This is a genomic window from Flagellimonas spongiicola (assembly GCF_023502425.1).
GTDB lineage: Bacteria > Bacteroidota > Bacteroidia > Flavobacteriales > Flavobacteriaceae > Flagellimonas > Flagellimonas spongiicola.
The window spans coordinates 65,312-85,979 of the sequence record NZ_JAMFMA010000003.1 but is presented as its reverse complement, the minus strand read 5'-3'; the positions used below and the strand labels follow the sequence as shown (position 1 = coordinate 85,979).

Genomic DNA, 20,668 nt, shown 5'->3' with positions numbered 1-20,668 from the left:
TTTACTTTTGGGTTATTTTTTAAGGGTGAAATAGAATGTTGTTCCTTCACCAATTTCACTTTGCAGCCAAACTTTGCCGCTATATCGATCAATAATTTTCTTTACAATAGACAGTCCAATTCCCGTAGATCGTTCCTTATTGCCAATAGATTGGAAAATCTGGAAAATCTTTTCATGGTATTCTTTAGGTATGCCTACTCCATTATCCTTGATACTGAATTCCCAGTATTTTGAATGCTCCACATAGTCTATTTCCACCAGTCCTTCCTTCTTATCAATATTCACTACCGCATTGCTCAAAAAATTCTGGAATAATTGATGGATTTTGGTTTTGTCCGCCTTAATCTTTGGTAATTTCCTTCTTGGCACTATGGAAACATGTTCTGGAATAAAGATGATTTCCTTAATCTCTTGGATTACCTCATTGACATCCACCTCGGTATTATCAAGTACATCGTTGTTTACCGTGGAGTATTTAAGGATACCGGTAATAAGCTTGTCCATACCCTCAATTTTCTCTTGCATCATCTTGAGGTTGTACCGTCCATTTTCATCCAGCGTATCCTTGTAATCATCGTAGAGCCAAGTAGCCAAAGCACTTACACTTCTTAATGGTGATTTCAGATCATGGGAAACAATGTGTGCATATTCCTGAAGACCTTTATTACTGGCCTCCAATTCCAATACCAGGTTTTCTTTTTGTAGTTCAAGGTTTTTCTGATCCGTTATGTCCAGGTGAATTCCAATAGATCCTACTACGTTTCCTGCGTCATCATACCGAGGTGCGCCACTGATCAGCCAAAAACGTTGTTCTCCATTGGCCACTTTTACAGAGACTTCGTAGGAATCTGAAATACCTTTTAATCTTTTCTTGTTGTGTTCCTTGATTTTATCTTGATCTTGAATATCAATTTTAAATGCCTCTGTTGTGTTCTTTCCTATAAGATCATCTGCAGGTATGCCTATCATTTCACTAAAGCTCTGGTTCACCATCAGGATGTTCTCATCGTTGTCCACCTCAACCAGTCCCAAATTCATGTTGGCAATAATACTGCCGTACTTTTCTTTTTGGATTTCGAGATTTTTACGGTAGTTCTTTCTTAATGTAATATCGCTGTAGGTCCATAAATGACCTTGATATTCATCGTTATTGAACAAGGGAATAAAGTCACGTTCAAAAGTTCGACCATCTAACAATTCCAATTCATCGGCAGATATGACTTCTTTTTTCTGGATTACCTCATTGATTCTTCCCAGGGTATCATCTGGTTCAGAAAACATGTTCTTGTATTTGTGAATGGATTTCTCACTATTCACACCTTTCAAAGTATCAGGACTAACTGGAATTCCGAAGAGGTCACAGAATTTTTGATTGGCCAATACGATCTTTCTATTCTGATCTTCCAACAACACGCCTGTTTGGAGGTTTTTAATGAGCGTGGCCATTCGTTCCTCAGAGGCCCTAATTTGCTCCTCTGCCCTTTTTTCCCGGGTTATATCTTCAATCATGGCAACACTGTATTCAATGTTCCCTTTAGAATCCAACACATTACTCATGGAAGTTTTGCCGTAAAGTGTTTTTCCGTTTTTCTTGAAAAATTTTCTGATGATGGTAAATTTCTTGGTATCGTCCTCAAGACTTTTCTTCAGCAAATTCTCATACAAATCACTGTCTTCCAAGGAGGATATATCATTAATGGATTTATTTTTCAACTCTATCTCATTGTAGCCCAGTAGATCTACAAATGACTTATTGGCCTTTAAAATTTTGTCTTTTACAATAAGCAGGATCCCTAGGGAAGAATTTTCAACTATAATGTCCTGCTGTTTCTTTTGATCTTCTAGAAGTTTCTTGATTTCAACCTCTTTGGTGATATCCCGAATTACTCCCTGAGCTGCAATTGGACTGCCATTTTCATTATAAATCAAACTGGCATTTATGTTCACATACTTTTCTCCAACTGTTTTGGTTATTATCTTGGCTTCATAATTTTTTAATATTCCTACCTGCATTAATTTTTGGAATGATTCTGCGGTGTATTCCAAATAATCCGGATGCACAATATTAGAAAGTTGCACCTGTTCTTTGGTATGATCATATCCCAAGAATTCCTTGGCCGATGCGTTCATATTGATCACATTGGTCATCATATCCATGACCACATAGGGATCGATAATGTTTACGAAAGCACTGTCTATCCGATCACCTTTTTTGTTGATCAGACTCTCAAGACGACCATTGGCCTCCTTTAAATGGATGGATGCGTCGTACAACTCTTTCGCCTTGGTCTCCAGTAGACCTTCGGCTGCTTTACGAGCTTTCTTTTCCCGTTCAAGGGCCCGTTTTAATATGGATACTTCGTTACTATCCATTTTGTGTTAGCCGGAATTTTACTTCCGTACCATTTTCGTTTAATAATTTGTACTCGACGTTTACCTTTTTACCGAAATGTTCAAAGGTTTTTTCAATTAACCCATGTGCCAAGGAATACAATCCACGGGACGAAGTATAGATCATCTCTAATGTTGTATCCGATTTGGAAAGCACCTTGAATTGAGGAAGTTCTGCATCTGGGTATAGTTTGCGTACATGCACATGAATATGATCTTCAATACTATGGAGCAAACCAATAGGATTCTTATAGCTCGAAACTACCTCAGGATGGGTAGCTACAAGTCCATTAAACAAGAAAAGACCAAAACTATGTAGTAGTTGGTCTTGTGTTAGGCCTGTCTGTTTACCAAGCTCGGTAATCAAACTTACCATCTCATTAAAATCATAAGTGCCAACGGAAGTGTAGGCACCCCCAGACGGAAGATCACAATTTTCAATCAGGGAATCAACAGTCTCAAGTCCGTAGTTGGACTCGACCATTTCCAGAAATTCGGTAAAAACAATTCCTTTCATAATAAAGAATATTATGATTTAAATGTAGGAATTGTACTACCGTATTATAAAAAATATGTTGTGAAATACGGTTTTTTGTTAGCCTTTGATCAATTCACTGATTTCCCAGTAATCAAAAACCTTCTTCAATTTGGCTTCGTAATCTTCATATTTTAATGGCTTAATAATATAACCAGCTATTCCAATTTCGAAACATTTAAGTAAATCAACGCGGTTTTCAGATGTGGTTAAAATGATAGTTGGTAAGTATTTCAACCTTTCATCTTTTTTGATAACTGAGAGAAATTCCAGTCCACTCATCCTAGGCATATTCAAATCCAATAAAATGATATCGGGCGGAGTTCCCCCATTCAAGATCTCTAAGGCCTCTTCACCATTTTTGGCCTCGATAATCTTGTGCTTTGATTCAAACTTAGAAATTGCTCGTTGCAATTTCATGGTCTCAATCATATCATCTTCTATGAACAGCACATTCATGATCTAATTCGGTTTAGTATACAAAAGTGGGGAACATCAATCAGAAAAAGACTACAAACAAGTCAAATATAAAAAAACTATCGACGAATTGTAGATAACTGTCGATAAAGCATTTCACATTTTTTCAAAATCAAGGCAAGGCCGCCAGTTCGTTCTGAAGTTTTTTGGTCAATCCGCTTACGACTAAATCATACGAATGATCCAATAGTTCTTGTATAAGTTCAGGTGGTAAGCTTTCCAACATTAGGGTGTTCCAATGTTTCTTGCTCATATGATACCCAGGTATGATTTCACCATCATACGCTTCACGCAATTCAATCGCCTTCTCTGGATCGCATTTTAGGTTACACTGTGGTGGTAAACGCTCAAGCGCGACTAAAGCGAACATCTTGCCCATTACCTTAAATACCAATGTAGATTCATCAAAAGGAAATTCTTCGGTCACTCCTTTTTTTCGGATGCACAACTGGCGTAGTTCCTCAACGTTCATTTCGCTACCCCAAATGAATCATAAACAATAACCTTTTCCCATAAATGTTTGCATTCTTCTATGAATGTCAAATGTGGTTGCTCATTCTGATAGCCTTCTTGGGCCTCTGCAGATTCAAATGTAACAATCAAGGAATACGTAAACGAACCATCCACAACCTCTCGGGTAGCTTTTGGCGGCTTACCAATAAAATTGGTCTTGGCGTATGCAGAATTGTCCAAGAACTTTTTTAAAGAGGTTTCAAATAAATTACGATCTGCAGTATTGTCTGGGTCTTTAAACCAGAAGTAAACCGTATGTGCAAATGCAGGGTCAAATGTTTTCATTGAATCTTGGTTTTGTGCCATTGCAGTGCCTAAGCAAAGGCACACTAGTAAAGTTATAACTGTGGTTTTCATATGCTACTTTTATTGCTCTAAAAATTGCTTATCCCTATTCGATATTTCCAAAGCGCTGTAATCCAATTTCCAGCCAATGGTCTCCACGATCTTTTCAACCAATAAAACCGCCTGTAATGCTTCTGTCCGTGCCGTATCCATTAAACCGCTTTCTGGTATCTTTTGTTTGATATGATCTTTGGCTTCCTGATTCAGGTTCGTTAGGTCATTTGGCGTAAAGCTATTGAAAAGTCCATTCTTGATATCATAAAATTGCAATTCAGGTTCAATGGACAACACTTCCGGTCGTGGAAAATTATTTAAGATAATGGTCTTTTTTGCATCGTCTGCTTTTAAATCCAATTTGGAAAGATCATACCCTATATGAGCTTTTGCCTTTACAATGATCAAGGCCTTTTTTTTACTGCTCAATAAACTGAAGAAACCTTCCTTGGTGTTTTCATAATTGTAAATCTCCGCAAAATCACCTTCTACGGACACTAATTTGCAAACACTTCTGATTTTATCCAAGAGCACCGTGGATTGTTGTTTGGTCAAATCCTTGTTCCTTTTTCGTCGGAATAGTGAAAAGAACCAATACATTATAATGGCACCAAGTATTAATCCTAGAATGACTTCTAATAAATCACCCATCTTCTTTACCTATTTTACCTAAGTGTGTGAACTTAAATCCCTTGTCGTACTTAAGCCCATAACCAAAAATACGATCCATTGATGCATGCGAAAACAATATGACGCCTATCAATTGAAGTATTGGATATGCCAAGAATACTCCAATCAAATATAACAAGATGCCTAATCCTTTATGATGGAACACATTATATATGTGAGCTCCCACTTTGTCTCCCAATGCGTAACCAAACATGCCTATATCGGGAAGTAATATCAATACCAAAAACCACCACCAAGCATATTGTAGTTGACTAAAAAGGAATATCCCCAAAATCAGCATGAACAATTCCTCTAACTTTATGATTGTTTTCATACCTATATTATTTTATATAATAATGGCCGACTGGGACTTGCATCGTTTTCAAAAGGTGCCACTTGAAGCTCAAGCACGTAGCTCCCATCCTCAATAGTATTATCCACGTATATAAACTCCGTAATAGTTGCCTGTGTACGAGGATTACCATCGACATCCCAAAATGCCTTGTGACCTGCCAATGCTCCATCATCCTTCTCTTTATCCACGGAAGGCAGATCAACCAATAAATGTTCAATTCCTTTGGATACTAAATACGTTATCGCCTCCCTTAAAAAAAAGGCTGGATTGGTATTCGAGTATTTTGCGGAACACTTGTTAGTGAGGTTGGGGATAGTTCGCACTACCAAAGCCTCTCGTTTTTTATTTCCCAGGGCGTAACGCAGCTGTTTTTCTGATATCACAAAATCATTCCCTATTTTTTCTGGTGCTACAGTGATCAACTCAGCAAAGAAGAAATAACGCTTCAATGTTCTATTGACAGAATGGAACGCCTTTGTTATATGACCCAAACACTCGGTATGTGTCACATGCGAATGTGGATTAAATTGTATCGTATTGAAATTTGTAGAAGCACCTTCCGACACCTTCCCAATAAAATCACCGTCCTCATGTGGTTTAATTTGTGGAGGGTCCAAGTACCATGCATTGATATTGTCCTGTCCCCCTCTCAAGGGAATCGAAATATCCAAGGGTTCGCTTAGGTCCAGTTGTAGATTTCTAGAATTTAAACGAATGGTAGCGATCATACATCCAAGTTAACCATAAATAAATCCGATGCCATGCCATCCGCCAAAAACTTTCCTTTGGTCGTTGTCAATAAAGTATCCCCTTCAACTTTCAACAAACCTGAATCTAGAAAACGTTTACTCTGTTGCTTCAAATAATCCAAATACCGAGGTCCAAATTCAGTTTGGACCCTATCCAAAGAAACCCCCCATATGGTTCTTAAACCGGTCATCACATATTCATTGTAATTATCTGTTATAGACAGATGTTCTTTCTCTGAGGGAAGCACCCCATCCTGGATTGCCTTGGTATACTTTATGTTGTTATTTATATTCCAACTTCTGTGGCGACCGTCAAAGGAATGGGCGGAAGGACCAATTCCCAAATAGGGTTTCCCTAGCCAATACGAACTGTTGTTTCTGGAAAAATAACCTGGTTTGCCAAAATTGGATATTTCATAGTTGATGAATCCATTCGCTTCCAAAAGTTCCAATAGCACATGGAACTGTTCTTGACTTTGCTTTTCATCAATAGGAGCTATTTTGCCTGTTTCAATGAATTTTTTAAGTGCCGTTTTTGGCTCAACGGTCAAAGCATAACTGGATATATGAGGCAACTCCAATTCAAGTGTTGTATTAATATTTGAAATCCATCTTTCATTAGTCATCCCTGGGATTCCATAAATCAAATCGATGGTTATATTTTTAAACACTTCAGCTGCATCTTCCACACATTGCTTCGCCTCTTGCGCATTGTGTGCTCGGTTCATGAGCTTCAAATCTTCATCATAGAATGATTGGATTCCAATACTCAATCGATTGACAGGAGATTGAGCCAGAGCATCGATTTTGGATTTGGGCAAATCGTCTGGATTAGCTTCCAAGGTGATTTCTGGTTCAGGTAGGATGCTATAATTTTCATAAACCGTTCGTATAAGGTCTTCAATTTCGTTGGTCTCTAATACTGATGGTGTTCCACCGCCAAAATAAATGGTCTCTACTTCAATATCCTTGAATTCAGATTGTCGCATTTTCAATTCAATGTGCAATGCGTCCAGAAGCTCCTTTTTTCGACCTAGTTGGGTAGAAAAATGAAAATCGCAATAATGGCATGCCTGTTTGCAAAATGGGATATGGATGTAGATACCAGACATAATAACGGTCAATTGCCCATTGCCAAGTTACGGTGGATTATTTACTATTGACCTTTTTGGGGTTTTGCTTCACGAAGGCTTCCCAACCGGTATAGTGTTTACCCACATCAACACGCCCTTCATTATAGAAGTGGCATACAGCGGCGGCCAAACCATCAGTACTATCCAAGTTCTTGGGTAATGTTTTTAGTTGCAACATACTCTGAAGCATTTTAGCCACCTGTTCCTTACTGGCATTTCCGTTTCCAGTAATAGCCATTTTTATTTTTTTCGGCATATACTCCGTGATAGGTACCTGGCGGGATAGGCCTGCTGCCATGGCAACACCTTGCGCCCTTCCCAGTTTTAACATGGACTGTACATTTTTACCAAAAAAAGGAGCTTCAATAGCAATTTCATCAGGATGATAGGTATCAATGAGTTCCAGCGTACGTTCAAAGATGAGTTTTAGTTTGGTGTAATGGTCATTGTATTTTTTGAGCATTAATTCATTCATTTGAATGAACTGCATTTTTTTGTTCACCACTTTAATGATTCCAAAGCCCATTACGGTGGTACCGGGGTCTATTCCTAAAATTATCTTTTCTGTTGCCAATACTATTGCGTATTTAATACAATGGGAAGTCTAACGCGGATGGCTACCTTAATACCTCGATAAATGGCAGCTTTGACGGTAGTTAAATCATTAAGACGTTCACTGATTAAATCATTGAAATTCTCAATTTCACTTAACACCGCATTACTTTCTTCAAAATTTGTAATCAGGATAAAGCCATGTTCATCCACCTCAAAATCCACATATATGGTTTCATTGAGTTCTGTATTTACTTGAAATTGCAAATCGGAAACTGCTTCCGTAAAGTACCGCATCAGAGTAGCTTGAAAACAATCCCGCTGCACCTCTTTAATCGCCAGTTCATCACACTCCCCAACAAACAAAGGGTAACTGTCCACTTCATTCCAATTGACTTTGATTAATTCATCATGCACCAATTTATCGGTCTTTTCTTGGGTAGACATAAAAAGCTCACATGAGGTAAGCCCCAAGCCTAAAATGAATAAACCCAATAGTTTCCGCATAAAGCCCATGGAATTTGGCTGAAATTACGATTTTTTAGTCTATTCAATTCCAATTTACAATCAGATTTGGTTCACTTAATTGTAACATTTCCTCGCTAAATTTGTCTGATAGGAAAAACGATTATGGACATTGTATTACTCATACTGGGTTTTATTCTGATGCTGGTTGGTATTCTAGGGAGTTTTCTTCCTGTATTACCAGGACCACCGCTCAGCTGGGTTGGACTTTTACTGCTCTATATGACCAAAGCAGTACCTGACAATTGGTGGATATTGGGCGGAACATTGGTTCTTGCCTTGGGCATTACCGTTTTGGATTATGTGATTCCTGCAGCGGGTACCAAAAAATTTGGCGGTAGTAAAGCAGGAATGTGGGGTACCATAATTGGTTTATTGGTCGCCATATTCTTCCCGGTGTTTGGGCCCTTTGGTATTATTATATGGCCCTTTGTTGGTGCTTTGGTTGGGGAATTGGTAAATAAGGCAGATCAAAAAACCGCCATGAAAGCGGCATTGGGTTCGTTTATTGGCTTTTTGACCGGAACCTTTTTAAAATTTGTTATTACAGCAGCCTATTTGGTTTTCTTTATAGTCGTTACGGTAAAATATGCCGGAGATATTTTTTCATTCTAACCATTGAACCTTATCTCCAATTGCACCGCGCGCTCCTGCGTTTACTGGGTCATCAAAATAGCCCATATAAAAGAAACCCAAACATTTTTCTCCTTTATTAAGATCAAAAAATTCATCCATATATTTTATTAGGCCAGGAGAACTCCAATAACTCCCTATTCCAAGCTCAGTACAGCACAACCACATATTCTGAACTGCCATGGCAGTTGCCGCCAACTCCTCCCATTCCGGTAGGCTTTCATTAGGATCCCGTTGCATGCAAATGGCAATTAATGCTGCTGCTTTTGTTGGGTTTTCTTGTAGCTTTTTGATTTTAACCTGTTTTGGTTTTGGGTCGACCTGTTGGTATTTTTCCGATAGAAACTTACCCAATGCCTCTTTGTGACCATTCATTAAAACCTTGAAACGCCATGGTTCGGTTTTTTTATGGTTCGGGGCCCAGTTCGCTGCTTCCAAAATCCGTTCAATGGTTTCTTTGGAAATTGGACGGTCATTGTATTGAACAGGAAAGACACTCCTTCGGTTTTTTATCAAATCAAAAATCATAGCTAAATTTTAGATCATAAATATACTGCTTGCCCAGTTTAAATATGCAAAAGCAAATCCAAGCAGTTTTGCAATGCGGGATTTCTATGATCCTGCTTCCACACCATGGACAATACAGCACGCTGTTTTATGCGCTTTAATTCAATGAATTTCACATCCATTTGAAAGCCATATTGAAGCGCTGTTGGCACAATGGCAATACCTAACTTGTTTTCTACCAGTTTAAAAATGGTTTGTGCATGCACGGATTTATGGGATACTCTAGGCGTGAAACCTCCATCTTCGCAAATACTCAAGACCGTGTCGTAATACAGTGGACTATAATCCTGCGAAAACAAGATAAACGCCTCATCCTTCACTTGTTTGATGTTCTTAAACGAACTGGCCTCCAAGGGGTGGTCTGCTGGTATTACCAAAGAAAAAGTGTCTTCGTAAATGGGTTTTATTTCCAATCCTTTCGCGACTCTGGACAAACGAACGAATCCCAAATCCAATCGATCATGCATTATGGCATTGATCTGCGCCCTATTTGAAAGTTCTTCCAGACTCGTATGTATCAAGGGATACTTTTCTTTCAACTTGAGCAACAGATTTGGTACTACATTTTGCATCGCAGAACCTAAAAAACCAATACGAATCTCTCCCAAGTCCCCTTTTCCAATTTGCTTTAACTGCTTTTTGATCTGGTCTAAATGATTTAAAATGAACTCCACCTCGCCTTTCAAGTATTTTCCAGCCGGTGTTAACTGTACCTTTTTCTTATCACGAATGAAAAGCTGTGTCTCCAAAATTTCTTCCATTTGCTTTATTTGGGTGCTCAGACCTGGTTGGGAAATAAAGAGTTTTTCAGCAGCTTTTCTAAAGTGTAACTCCTCCGCAACTGCCAAGAAATAAATAAAATGTCTCAGTTCAATTTGATAATTCATGCTTATTAATTGTTACAAAAATAAGTATTGGTAATTATTAAACACGAATTCTACCTTTATCTGATAAATAATTAGGTATGAAACAATCCAAAATCTTCCATTTTGGCGAAGATCATTTAACCGCCGGTATTGCCTTGGCCATTGCTGAAGGGACTGTTCAAGGTATTGTATCCGAGCAGTGTTTTGTGAAAATTGAGGAAAGCCATCTTCGGGTGCAGCGAATTGTGGAAAAAGGCAATATTGTTTATGGGATAAATACCGGATTTGGCCCATTATGCAACACCAAAATTTCAAAGGAAGACACTAGGATTCTTCAATCCAATATTTTACAAAGTCATAGTGTGGGCGTAGGCGATCCCATTTCCATCAAATTGGCAAAAATCATGTTGATTTTGAAAATCCATGCGTTGGCAAAGGGTTTTTCCGGAATCGCAAAATCCACCATAGAACGAATGTTATGGCACATGGAAAATGATGCTATTCCTGTGGTTCCTTCCCAAGGTTCCGTAGGTGCCTCTGGAGATCTAGCACCTTTATCACATCTATTTCTTCCTTTGATAGGTCTTGGAAAAGTGCTATTTAAAGGAAAACAAATGCCTACCAAAGAATTATTTAAAAAGAATGGCCTTGAACCTATTGAACTTGGTCCCAAAGAAGGTTTGGCACTCATAAATGGCACTCAATTCATAGCAGCTCATGCCGTTTTAGTGGTTCAGAAAATGCAATATGCTTTGAGGCAGGCCGATATAATTGGCGCCATGATGTTGGAAGGATTACAAGGCTCCATAAAACCCTTTTATGAAGAACTACATGCTTTGCGGCCCTTTAAAGGAAACCAACATGTTGCCGGTAGAATTCGCACGCTATTACAAGGTTCTGAGATATTGGAGGACCATATAGACTGTGAACGAGTACAGGACCCCTACTCTTTGCGCTGTATACCACAGGTTCATGGAGCTTCCAGAAATGCCTGGCTACATCTCAAGGAATTGTTGGAAATAGAGTTGAATTCCGTAACCGACAATCCCGTTATCATTGATGATGAACTCACCATAAGTGGGGGTAATTTCCACGGACAACCCCTTGCCATGGCATTGGATTATGCAGCATTGGCTTCTTCAGAACTTGGTAATATTTCTGACCGTAGAATTTATCTCGCTTTGGAAGGCAACAGTCCCGGCGTCCCCAAATTACTTATGGAGGATACCGGAATCAATTCGGGATATATGATTCTTCAGTACACATCCGCAGCATTGGCAAGTGAAAATAAGAGTTTGTGTTTTCCAGCAAGTGCAGATAGTATACCCACTTCTTTGGGACAAGAAGATCATGTAAGCATGGGATCCATCAGTGGTAGAAAAGCGCTTCGGATTATTGAAAACACTGAAAAAATTCTGTCTATAGAATTGTTGACCGCTGCTCAAGCATTCGAGTACAGAAAACCGCTAAAATCTGGAGTGCTTTTAGATGAAATCCATAAATTCATAAGAACAAAGGTCTCATTTGCTGATAGCGATCGCGTATTTGCAGACGACATTGAAAAAGGTGTCCAAATGATACAAGAAGGAGAAATCATCAATCTTGTGGAGCAAGTTATGACAGATAAAGAATTAACGTGGAAAACGCCACATCAAGTTGAATTTGATACGTTTTGATATTATGGATAAACCAATATTAATCGGTCCGTTTGCACAACTACTGCCCATGTCAAAGTTACCGTTGAAAGGCAGCTTAAAAGATGACAAGTTACCTATTATTGAAAATGCAGGTATCGTTGTTTCCAATGGAAAAGTTGAACGGATTGGGACTTTCAAGGAATTGAATTCAAGGGACTTGGATGTACATAGAGTTGAAGGTTCGCATGTTTGCTTGCCTGGTTTTATCGATGCACATACCCATATCTGTTTTGGAGGAACTAGGGCTAGAGATTATGCGATGAGAAATGCCGGTGTTTCTTACTTGGAAATTGCCAAGGCCGGAGGAGGCATTTGGGATACCGTAACTCAAACCCGTAAAGCATCACAAGAAGAATTAGAAGCTGGAATTATCCGAAGGAGTAATACCCACCTTAAAAATGGCATCACCACATTGGAAGTCAAAAGTGGCTATGGACTGTCGGTAGAAGAGGAATTAAAAATGCTTCGAGCCATAAATAAAATAAATCAAAACGCATCCGTGGATTTGATTCCTACCTGTTTGGCCGCCCATATGAAACCCAAGGATTGGGTCGGTGAAGGTAACTACTTGGATGAAATCATTAATAGCTTGTTACCGAAACTCATTGAAGAGGGATTAACAAATCGTGTGGATGCTTTTATTGAAGAAAGTGCATTTTCACCAATGGAAATCAAACCCTATTTCCAAAAAGCCAAATCTTTGGGAATGGATATCACCGTGCATGCCGACCAATTTACAACAGGCGGCAGTGAAGTGGCCATAGAATTTGGAGCACTAAGTGCTGATCACTTGGAAGCAAGTACCGAAAAGGAAATAGAGCTTTTGGCAAAAAGCAATGTAATCGCCATGGCATTACCCGGAGCATCCATTGGATTAGGTTGTGATTTTACTCCAGCAAGAAAATTATTGGACGCTGGTGGCGCATTGGCCATTGCCAGTGATCACAATCCTGGTTCAGCACCTATGGGCGATTTGTTGACCCAAGCGAGTATTTTGGGCACTTTTGAAAAACTATCCAATACCGAAGTTTTGGCTGGAATTACTACTAGGGCCGCCGCGGCTTTGAATCTATCTGATCGCGGAAGTATCGAACATGGTATGATTGCCGATTTTGTCAGTTTTCCAACCAACAACTATCAAGAAATAACCTATCATCAAGGACAACTGAAACCAAGTAACGTCTGGAAGGCAGGAAAATTAATATTTGAATAAAATCGATATGGAACTGCACGAGTTTAAATCACACATACGTCAAGGAATTCCAGAAAATCTACCGGCACCGCGAACCTATCCAACAGGAGGGAATCCCGCACCGAAAAGAAAAGACATCCTATCCCCAGAAGAAAAAAAATTGGCGGTGCAGAATGCACTTCGTTATTTTCCTCAGTCTTGGCACCACGAATTGGCCCAAGAATTTGCTGAAGAATTGCAGGCTTACGGTCGTATCTATATGCATCGATTCAAACCCAGTTATGAAATGTATGCCAGACCCATTTCTGAATATCCTGCACAATCCAAACAGGCTGCAGCCATAATGCTCATGATTCAAAATAATTTGGATCCTGCCGTGGCACAGCACCCAGAGGAATTAATTACTTATGGAGGGAATGGAGCTGTTTTTCAAAATTGGGCACAATACCTTCTTACAATGAAGTATTTGGCAGAAATGACCGAAGAACAAACACTTCATATGTATTCCGGACATCCCATGGGATTGTTTCCATCATCAAAGGAGGCACCTCGTGTTGTGGTCACCAATGGCATGATGATTCCAAATTATTCCCAGCCGGACGATTGGGAAAAATTCAATGCCCTAGGCGTAACCCAATATGGACAGATGACCGCCGGTTCCTATATGTACATTGGCCCACAAGGAATTGTCCATGGAACCGCCATTACTGTGATGAACGCCTTCAGAAAAGTATTGGACAAGGAAGATACTCCAGAAGGAAAAGTCTTTTTAACCGCAGGTTTGGGAGGCATGAGTGGCGCACAACCTAAAGCCGGAAATATTGCAGGATGTATCACAGTATGCGCTGAAGTAAATCCTGAAGCTGCAAAAAAAAGACATCAACAAGGTTGGGTTGATGAGCTTTGTACTGAGATTTCTGAACTCGTTGCTCGAACCAAAAAAGCCATTAACGGAAACGAAGTGGTCTCTTTAGCCTATATCGGTAATGTTGTGGAAGTATGGGAAAGCTTTTTAGAGGAAGACATTTTTGTGCATTTGGGCTCAGATCAGACTTCGCTACACAATCCTTGGGCCGGAGGCTATTATCCAGTTGGGCTAAGCTTTGAAGCATCAAATGAACTAATGGCGGAAAACCCAACAGCATTCAAAGAAAAGGTACAGGAATCGTTGCGAAGACAAATCAATGCCATAAACAAGCATACTCAAAAAGGCACCTATTTCTTTGATTATGGGAACGCATTTTTATTGGAAGTTTCACGCGCAGGAGGTGAGGTTATGGCATCCAACAACATAGATTTCCGGTACCCTTCCTACGTTCAAGACATTCTTGGCCCTATGTGTTTTGATTATGGTTTTGGTCCGTTTAGATGGGTATGTACTTCAGGAAATCCAAAAGACCTTCAAAAAACCGATGCGATAGCGCTTGAGGTAATGAAATCAATAAAAGCGGCTTCCCCTGAAGAAATCCAACAGCAGATGCAGGACAACATCACATGGATTGAAGAAGCTGAGCAAAATAGATTGGTAGTTGGATCACAGGCTAGAATCCTTTATGCAGATGCTGAAGGACGTGCCAAAATCGCGGAAGCTTTCAATCGCGCAATTGAAAAAGGTGAAATCACGGCTCCCGTGGTTTTAGGCAGAGATCACCATGATGTCAGCGGTACGGATTCCCCTTTTAGGGAAACCAGTAATATTTATGATGGCAGTAAATTCACTGCGGACATGGCCATCCATAATGTTATAGGCGATAGTTTTAGAGGAGCTACTTGGGTATCTATACACAATGGCGGCGGCGTTGGATGGGGTGAAGTGATGAATGGTGGTTTTGGGATGGTGCTTGACGGTTCCGAAGAAGCCTCTCGCCGATTGAAAAACATGTTGTTTTATGATGTCAATAACGGAATATCCCGAAGGAGTTGGGCTCGAAACGAAGAAGCTCTTTTTGCCATCAAACGTGAGATGGAACGCAGCCCAAATTTAAAAGTAACCTTGCCCAATTTAGTGGAAACCGATATTTTGGACGCGTTGTTTTAACCAATGAAGCATTATTCCAACCCAGATAGTAACAATTGGCAAGGGCGTATCAGCAATAAAAGCCTTTATCTTCATGAAAAAGTGAAGTGCGTTCCTTTGATGGAGGTTCCAGAACCTCCTAAGAAATCGATTGCCTTATTGGGGTATGCCTGTGATGAAGGTGTGAAACGAAACCAAGGAAGGGTTGGAGCGGAATATGGCCCGGATGTCATCAAAAAGAGCTTGGCGAAAATGCCCAACCATTTGCCAAGCACGGTTCAACTATACGATGCCGGGAACATTACCTGTCCCGACGGGGACATGGAAGCTGCCCAAAATGCATTGAGTACGGGCGTAACTTCCCTTTTGGACAAAAAGCATTTTCCCATTGTTCTAGGCGGCGGGCACGATGTGGCTTACGGACATTACCACGGCATCAAAAAACATCTGGATTCCAAACAACAAGGGCAATCCATTGGCATCATCAATTTTGATGCGCATTTTGATTTACGTCAAAACGGAAACAACAACAACTCCGGCACACCGTTCTATCAAATTGCCATGGAAAACAAAGCAGAGGAAATTAATTTTAATTATCTCTGTTTGGGGATTCGAAAAGATGCCAACGACCGGAATCTTTTTCAGACGGCCAAAGAACTGGATGTCAATTTTGTGTTATCGGATACATTCCAAATTCAATTTCTAAGTGAAATCAACACTTGGATCAATGCATTCATCAAAACGGTTGACAAAGTATATGTTACCATTGATTTGGATGGATTTTCCTCTGCCTATGCGCCAGGTGTAAGCGCACCTTCGCCAATGGGTTTTACGCCCCATATTGCAGTGGAGTGCTTAAAAACGATTATGGCTTCTGGTAAGTTGATCAGTGTTGATTTTGCAGAAATGAACCCTAAGTTTGATAACGATGGGCAAACGGCTAAATTGGCCGCCTCCTTGGTGCATCACATTGCACACGAACTATTCCCTTAAGATCTTTTACTGACCCAAACAAAAAAAGCCTTCCATATGGAAAGCCTTTCATTGGTGGGCATCACGTTGATACCTCAACCTGATTTCAATCCTTTTACAGATTGAAATCCAACACAACGCGACAAAGATAGGAATGATTTTTGAAAAATTCTGCACATTCTTTATATGGATTTTTTCCGTTTTTTTGGAATTATTCCATAATTTAGCCTTCCCTCAATTAAACAATGAAAAAGACCATTTTACATATGGACTTGGATACATTTTATGTATCCGTGGAACGGATTATCAATACGGAGCTGAAAAACAAGCCCTTATTGGTAGGCGGCACCAGTGACCGTGGCGTAGTTGCAGCATGTAGTTACGAAACCAGGGGATTTGGCGTACACTCTGGCATGCCCATGAAAATGGCCAAGGAACTCTGCCCCGAAGCAGTTGTTATCCGAGGCAATGCCGGGACCTACAGCAAATACTCTGATGTAGTCACCGAAATTATCAAGGAACATGTGCCGCTCTTTGAAAAATCCAGTATAGATGAATTCTATGCGGACCTCTCCGGCATGGACCGTTTCTTTGGCTGTTACAAATATGCTTCGGAAATGCGGAAAAAAATCATTCGGGAAACAGGGCTACCTATTTCCTTTGGCCTTTCCGTAAACAAAGTTGTTTCCAAAGTTGCCACCAATGAGGCCAAACCCAATAACCAGCTTAAGATTGATTTTGGTTTGGAAAAACCGTTTTTGGCACCCCTTTCCATTAAAAAAATACCTATGGTAGGTGACAAGACCTATCAGACCTTACGGAATTTGGGCATTCGTAAAGTAAAAACCGTACAAGAAATGCCCATGGATATTATGCAAAGGGTACTCGGCGTTAACGGCAGGGTTATTTGGAAACGGGCCAACGGTCTTGACAATAGTCCCGTAATCCCTTTCCATGATCGCAAGTCCATCTCCACCGAGCGCACTTTTGATCGAGACACCATTGACGTTATCAAACTAAGGGGAATTCTACTTGCCATGACCGAAAACTTGGCTTTCCAATTGCGTAGAGGGGACAAATTGACTGCCTGTATCGCTGTGAAAATCCGCTATTCGGATTTCAATACATACTCCAAACAAATGCGCATTCCTTATACCAGTGCAGATCACATCCTAATTCCAAAGATTTTGGAACTGTTCAATAGTCTGTACAACAAAAGAATGCTGGTACGTTTGGTCGGCATCCGATTCAGTCATTTGGTATCCGGGAACTATCAAATCAATCTTTTTGAAGATACCGAAGAAGCCTTGAACTTATACCAAGCCATGGATTATGTCCGAAAGAGGTTTGGAAGTAGAAGTGTCCTGCGCGCATCCGCCATGGGAGCAAAGACCATAGGCAGTATGCACAATCCATTTAATGGGGAGCCACCAGTAGTATTGGCCCACCGGAAACAATGAAGAAAACAACCGAAAATTGTATTTGAACTGCCACACATATTACAGTTTGCGTTACGGCACTTTTTCTGAGCTGGAACTATTGAACCTTGCGCAGCAAAACCATGTTAAACGCTTGGTTTTGACAGACATCAACAACACCTCGGCAGGTCTCAATTTTGTGAGAAAAGCACCTGAGTATGGAGTTACCCCGCTTTTGGGTATCGATTTCAGGAATGGCGTACAACCTTGTTTTCTAGGTATTGCGAAAAACAACGAAGGATATCTGGAATTGAACGACTTCCTATCCCATCACCTACACGATGAGCTGGAAATCCCAGCCAGGGCACCCCACTTCAAAAACGCATTTGTCATTTATCCCTTTGAACAGGTGTTGCTGAACGAGTTGGAAGATTTTGAATCGCATGAATTTGTGGGGTTTTCCATTCAGGATTTAAGGCGGCTACCGTTCTCAAGATTGATCAAATTGAAAAACAAACTAGTAGTACAACAGCCCGTTACCTTTCGAAACAAAGCGGATTTCAATGCACATCGTTTACTGCGGGCCATTGACAACAATGTACTCCTAAGTAAGCTTTCCGAAGAAGAGGAAGCGGATGAAGGGGAAAAAATGTTCCCAATCCAAAATTTGGCCGCTGCATTTTCCGAATACCTCTTTATTTTGGAGAATACGGAAAAACTCCTGAACCAATGTAGCATACATTTTGATTTTTCAAACGGACGGAAACCACAAAACCTCCAAAGCTATTCTGGAAGTGTGGATGCAGATGAAAAACTCATCGAAAAATTATGCTATGAAGGCCTCCCCTATCGCTATAAAGAAGTAAACAGCTCTATCCATACTAGATTGGACAAAGAACTTAGTCTCATCAAAAAAATGGGATTTGTCTCTTACTTCTTAATCAATTGGGACATTGTTACCGAAGCTCGAAACAGAGGGTTCTATTATGTGGGAAGAGGAAGTGGCGCCAATAGTATTGTGGCCTATTTACTCCGCATAACCGATGTAGACCCTATGGAATTAGATCTTTATTTTGAGCGTTTCATCAACCTATACCGCGCCAATCCACCAGATTTTGACATTGATTTTTCATGGCGGGATAGACCTGCTATGACCGAATACATATTTGGACGATTTGAACATGTGGCCCTCTTAGGAACCTATGTAACTTTTAAGGAACGAGGTGTGATCCGCGAGTTAGGAAAGGTCTTTGGATTGCCCAAACAGGAAATTGACTTTTTGATTACGGGCAGGTATGACCAGAATAGCTTGGACAGCATGTCCAAACTGGTCCTCAAATACGGAAATCTTCTCAAGGACAAACCCAATTATTTGAGTATCCACGCGGGAGGCATCTTGATCAGCGAAAAACCACTCCATTGGTTTTCGGCCACACATTTACCTCCCAAAGGATTTCCAACCACCCAATATGACATGGTGATTGCCGAAGATGTAGGACTCTACAAATTTGACATACTGGGGCAACGTGGGCTGGGTAAAATCAAGGAAGCCTTAGAAATTGTCGCCTATAATCAACCCGAAAAACACAAACACATAGACATCCATGACATTCAGGGTTTTAAAAAAGATGAGATCATAAACAACCTGATCAAGACGGCACAGTGTATGGGATGCTTTTATGTGGAATCCCCCGCCATGCGCATGCTCCTGAAAAAACTGGAAGTGGACAATTATTTGGGCCTTGTCGCTGCCAGTTCCATTATAAGACCTGGTGTTGCAAGAAGCGGCATGATGCGAGAATACATCTTAAGGCACCGCAACAAGGGAAGAGCAGAAGAAAAGGCACATCCTGTAATGTTGGACATCATGCCAGACACTTACGGTGTTATGGTCTACCAAGAGGATGTGATCAAAGTAGCCCATCATTTTGCCGGCTTGGATCTTGGTGAAGCCGATGTTTTACGACGTGGAATGAGTGGGAAATTCCGATCTCGGGAAGAGTTCCAGAAAGTAAAGGACAAATTCATATCCAATTGCAGAAAAAAAGGATATTCCGACAATCTCATTTTTGAAATTTGGAACCAAGTGGCCAGTTTTGCCGGCTACGCTTTTGCCAAAGGACACTCCGCTTCCTATGCCGTGGAAAGCTATCAAAGTCTTTTTCTAAGAGCATATTATCCTCTGGAATATATGGTAGCAGTACTCAACAACGGGGGCGGATTCTATCGCTCGGAATTTTATATCCATGACGCTCGAATGATAGGAGCTACCATCCATGCTCCCTGTGTGAACAATAGCCATGCAGCCAATTGCATTTATGGCACACACATCTATCTGGGCATGGTCTACCTACGCGACCTGGAAAGCAGGGTCATGGATCGGATCATGAAGGAACGGAGGTCGAAGGGAAACTTCAAATCCTTGGAAGATTTTCTGGACCGTGTCATCATTTCGGTAGAGCAGCTCGCTATCCTAATCCGGATTGATGCCTTCAGATTCACAGGTATAAACAAACACAAATTGCTTTGGAAGGCACATTTGATGCTTTCCAAAAATGACCGTTTGGAACATCCTAAATTATTCCCGCCACGTCATCAAAAGTTCAAAATACCAAAATTGTATACCACCAATCAGGAAACCGCATTTGACCAATTGGAGCTTTTGGGCTTTTGTCTTTGTAGTCCTTTTGAGTTATTGGCAGAACCGCCAAAAAACCAAAATGGACAACGGGATTTACAACACTACCTCAACAAACATATCGACATTTACGGGTACCTGGTTACTGTAAAGAACACCAATACGCATGATGGTAAGCGGATGCACTTTGCCACCTTGGTAGATCAACATGGAGAAGTGTTCGATACGGTGTTGTTCCCCCCTGTGGCAGCCAAGTACCATTTTAGAGGGAAGGGTATTTATCGTTTTTACGGAAAAGTAGTAAGCGAGTTTGCCTTTTTAAGTATTGAAGTCATAAAAATGCAAAAACAGGATTACATTCCCGACCCACGTTATGCAGAAATGAAAACAAGTAAAAAATTACTGAAACCTAAGGCTGTAAAAGAGTAAA

20 protein-coding genes are annotated in these 20,668 nt (G+C 40.4%); 7 read left to right on the top strand and 13 right to left on the bottom strand.

The genetic code is table 11. The features are described from left to right. Window positions 1–12: 12 nt before the first annotated feature. The 11 genes from M3P19_RS11870 to M3P19_RS11820 form a co-directional block, all read right to left on the bottom strand. Window positions 13–2,373, bottom strand: coding sequence for a PAS domain-containing sensor histidine kinase (locus tag M3P19_RS11870; RefSeq protein ID WP_249657898.1), 2,361 nt, complete (start codon window positions 2,371–2,373; stop codon window positions 13–15). After that, the gene (locus M3P19_RS11865; RefSeq protein WP_249657897.1) at window positions 2,366–2,908 is read right to left on the bottom strand and encodes a heme NO-binding domain-containing protein; all 543 of its coding nucleotides are present in this window, start codon (window positions 2,906–2,908) and stop codon (window positions 2,366–2,368) included. Before M3P19_RS11865 ends, M3P19_RS11870 begins: the two co-directional genes overlap by 8 nt. Before the next feature lie 78 nt (window positions 2,909–2,986). Beyond that, on the bottom strand, window positions 2,987–3,385 hold the full coding sequence (locus tag M3P19_RS11860; RefSeq protein WP_249657896.1) for a response regulator: 399 nt from the start codon (window positions 3,383–3,385) through the stop codon (window positions 2,987–2,989). Between the two features lie 130 nt (window positions 3,386–3,515). Next, window positions 3,516–3,875, bottom strand: coding sequence for an MmcQ/YjbR family DNA-binding protein (locus M3P19_RS11855; protein WP_249657895.1), 360 nt, complete (start codon window positions 3,873–3,875; stop codon window positions 3,516–3,518). Next, window positions 3,872–4,201, bottom strand: coding sequence for a Dabb family protein (locus M3P19_RS11850; protein ID WP_313791625.1), 330 nt, complete (start codon window positions 4,199–4,201; stop codon window positions 3,872–3,874). The genes M3P19_RS11855 and M3P19_RS11850 overlap by 4 nt, the downstream gene beginning before the upstream one ends. 81 nt (window positions 4,202–4,282) lie before the next feature. Next, a complete protein-coding gene (locus M3P19_RS11845; RefSeq protein ID WP_249657893.1) occupies window positions 4,283–4,906 on the bottom strand; it encodes a DUF4230 domain-containing protein in 624 nt (207 codons plus the stop codon). Beyond that, on the bottom strand, window positions 4,899–5,258 hold the full coding sequence (locus tag M3P19_RS11840) for a DUF4260 domain-containing protein (RefSeq protein WP_249657892.1): 360 nt from the start codon (window positions 5,256–5,258) through the stop codon (window positions 4,899–4,901). Before M3P19_RS11840 ends, M3P19_RS11845 begins: the two co-directional genes overlap by 8 nt. A gap of 2 nt (window positions 5,259–5,260) precedes the next feature. Beyond that, on the bottom strand, window positions 5,261–6,007 hold the full coding sequence (locus M3P19_RS11835; RefSeq protein ID WP_249657891.1) for a cyclase family protein: 747 nt from the start codon (window positions 6,005–6,007) through the stop codon (window positions 5,261–5,263). Continuing rightward, the gene (gene hemW / locus M3P19_RS11830) at window positions 6,004–7,140 is read right to left on the bottom strand and encodes a radical SAM family heme chaperone HemW (RefSeq protein ID WP_249657890.1); all 1,137 of its coding nucleotides are present in this window, start codon (window positions 7,138–7,140) and stop codon (window positions 6,004–6,006) included. The genes M3P19_RS11835 and hemW overlap by 4 nt, the downstream gene beginning before the upstream one ends. Window positions 7,141–7,177: 37 nt before the next feature. Further along, the gene (gene ruvC / locus M3P19_RS11825) at window positions 7,178–7,735 is read right to left on the bottom strand and encodes a crossover junction endodeoxyribonuclease RuvC (protein ID WP_249657889.1); all 558 of its coding nucleotides are present in this window, start codon (window positions 7,733–7,735) and stop codon (window positions 7,178–7,180) included. Between the two features lie 2 nt (window positions 7,736–7,737). After that, window positions 7,738–8,220, bottom strand: coding sequence for a hypothetical protein (locus tag M3P19_RS11820; protein WP_249657888.1), 483 nt, complete (start codon window positions 8,218–8,220; stop codon window positions 7,738–7,740). Window positions 8,221–8,343: 123 nt separating this feature from the next. Between M3P19_RS11820 and M3P19_RS11815 the strand changes: the two genes are divergently transcribed. After that, entirely contained in the window at window positions 8,344–8,853 is a 510-nt protein-coding gene (locus M3P19_RS11815) for a DUF456 domain-containing protein (protein ID WP_249657887.1), read from the top strand. Here M3P19_RS11815 and M3P19_RS11810 read toward each other — a convergent pair. Next, window positions 8,845–9,399, bottom strand: a complete 555-nt coding sequence (locus M3P19_RS11810; protein WP_249657886.1) for a nitroreductase family protein — start codon at window positions 9,397–9,399, stop codon at window positions 8,845–8,847. The genes M3P19_RS11815 and M3P19_RS11810 overlap by 9 nt on opposite strands. Window positions 9,400–9,437: 38 nt before the next feature. Beyond that, complete coding sequence (locus M3P19_RS11805; protein ID WP_249657885.1) at window positions 9,438–10,325, bottom strand: LysR family transcriptional regulator; 888 nt, start codon at window positions 10,323–10,325, stop codon at window positions 9,438–9,440. A 77-nt stretch (window positions 10,326–10,402) separates the two neighbouring features. On the opposite strand from M3P19_RS11805, the gene hutH reads away from it, so the two are divergent. The 6 genes from hutH (at window position 10,403) to M3P19_RS11775 (ending at window position 20,667) form a co-directional block, all read left to right on the top strand. Continuing rightward, a complete protein-coding gene (hutH, locus tag M3P19_RS11800; RefSeq protein WP_249657884.1) occupies window positions 10,403–11,980 on the top strand; it encodes a histidine ammonia-lyase in 1,578 nt (525 codons plus the stop codon). Between the two features lie 4 nt (window positions 11,981–11,984). Further along, window positions 11,985–13,214, top strand: a complete 1,230-nt coding sequence (gene hutI / locus M3P19_RS11795; RefSeq protein WP_249657883.1) for an imidazolonepropionase — start codon at window positions 11,985–11,987, stop codon at window positions 13,212–13,214. Between the two features lie 7 nt (window positions 13,215–13,221). After that, the gene (locus M3P19_RS11790) at window positions 13,222–15,231 is read left to right on the top strand and encodes a urocanate hydratase (RefSeq protein ID WP_249657882.1); all 2,010 of its coding nucleotides are present in this window, start codon (window positions 13,222–13,224) and stop codon (window positions 15,229–15,231) included. A gap of 3 nt (window positions 15,232–15,234) precedes the next feature. Next, window positions 15,235–16,203 carry a formimidoylglutamase gene (hutG, locus tag M3P19_RS11785; RefSeq protein WP_249657881.1) on the top strand — a complete coding sequence of 323 codons (969 nt, stop codon included), beginning with the start codon at window positions 15,235–15,237 and terminating at the stop codon, window positions 16,201–16,203. A 224-nt stretch (window positions 16,204–16,427) separates the two neighbouring features. Next, window positions 16,428–17,642, top strand: coding sequence for a DNA polymerase IV (gene dinB, locus M3P19_RS11780; protein ID WP_249657880.1), 1,215 nt, complete (start codon window positions 16,428–16,430; stop codon window positions 17,640–17,642). A gap of 16 nt (window positions 17,643–17,658) precedes the next feature. Next, window positions 17,659–20,667, top strand: a complete 3,009-nt coding sequence (locus tag M3P19_RS11775; RefSeq protein WP_249657879.1) for a DNA polymerase III subunit alpha — start codon at window positions 17,659–17,661, stop codon at window positions 20,665–20,667. Window position 20,668 lies beyond the last annotated feature (1 nt).

Coding starts and splice junctions, on each gene's coding strand:
- M3P19_RS11870 (WP_249657898.1), bottom strand. CDS start 2,373: ATGGATAGTAACGAAGTATCCATATTAAAACGGGCCCTTGAACGGGAA.
- M3P19_RS11865 (WP_249657897.1), bottom strand. CDS start 2,908: ATGAAAGGAATTGTTTTTACCGAATTTCTGGAAATGGTCGAGTCCAAC.
- M3P19_RS11860 (WP_249657896.1), bottom strand. CDS start 3,385: ATGAATGTGCTGTTCATAGAAGATGATATGATTGAGACCATGAAATTG.
- M3P19_RS11855 (WP_249657895.1), bottom strand. CDS start 3,875: ATGAACGTTGAGGAACTACGCCAGTTGTGCATCCGAAAAAAAGGAGTG.
- M3P19_RS11850 (WP_313791625.1), bottom strand. CDS start 4,201: ATGAAAACATTTGACCCTGCATTTGCACATACGGTTTACTTCTGGTTT.
- M3P19_RS11845 (WP_249657893.1), bottom strand. CDS start 4,906: ATGGGTGATTTATTAGAAGTCATTCTAGGATTAATACTTGGTGCCATT.
- M3P19_RS11840 (WP_249657892.1), bottom strand. CDS start 5,258: ATGAAAACAATCATAAAGTTAGAGGAATTGTTCATGCTGATTTTGGGG.
- M3P19_RS11835 (WP_249657891.1), bottom strand. CDS start 6,007: ATGATCGCTACCATTCGTTTAAATTCTAGAAATCTACAACTGGACCTA.
- hemW (WP_249657890.1), bottom strand. CDS start 7,140: ATGTCTGGTATCTACATCCATATCCCATTTTGCAAACAGGCATGCCAT.
- M3P19_RS11820 (WP_249657888.1), bottom strand. CDS start 8,220: ATGCGGAAACTATTGGGTTTATTCATTTTAGGCTTGGGGCTTACCTCA.
- M3P19_RS11815 (WP_249657887.1), top strand. CDS start 8,344: ATGGACATTGTATTACTCATACTGGGTTTTATTCTGATGCTGGTTGGT.
- M3P19_RS11810 (WP_249657886.1), bottom strand. CDS start 9,399: ATGATTTTTGATTTGATAAAAAACCGAAGGAGTGTCTTTCCTGTTCAA.
- M3P19_RS11805 (WP_249657885.1), bottom strand. CDS start 10,325: ATGAATTATCAAATTGAACTGAGACATTTTATTTATTTCTTGGCAGTT.
- hutH (WP_249657884.1), top strand. CDS start 10,403: ATGAAACAATCCAAAATCTTCCATTTTGGCGAAGATCATTTAACCGCC.
- hutI (WP_249657883.1), top strand. CDS start 11,985: ATGGATAAACCAATATTAATCGGTCCGTTTGCACAACTACTGCCCATG.
- M3P19_RS11790 (WP_249657882.1), top strand. CDS start 13,222: ATGGAACTGCACGAGTTTAAATCACACATACGTCAAGGAATTCCAGAA.
- hutG (WP_249657881.1), top strand. CDS start 15,235: ATGAAGCATTATTCCAACCCAGATAGTAACAATTGGCAAGGGCGTATC.
- dinB (WP_249657880.1), top strand. CDS start 16,428: ATGAAAAAGACCATTTTACATATGGACTTGGATACATTTTATGTATCC.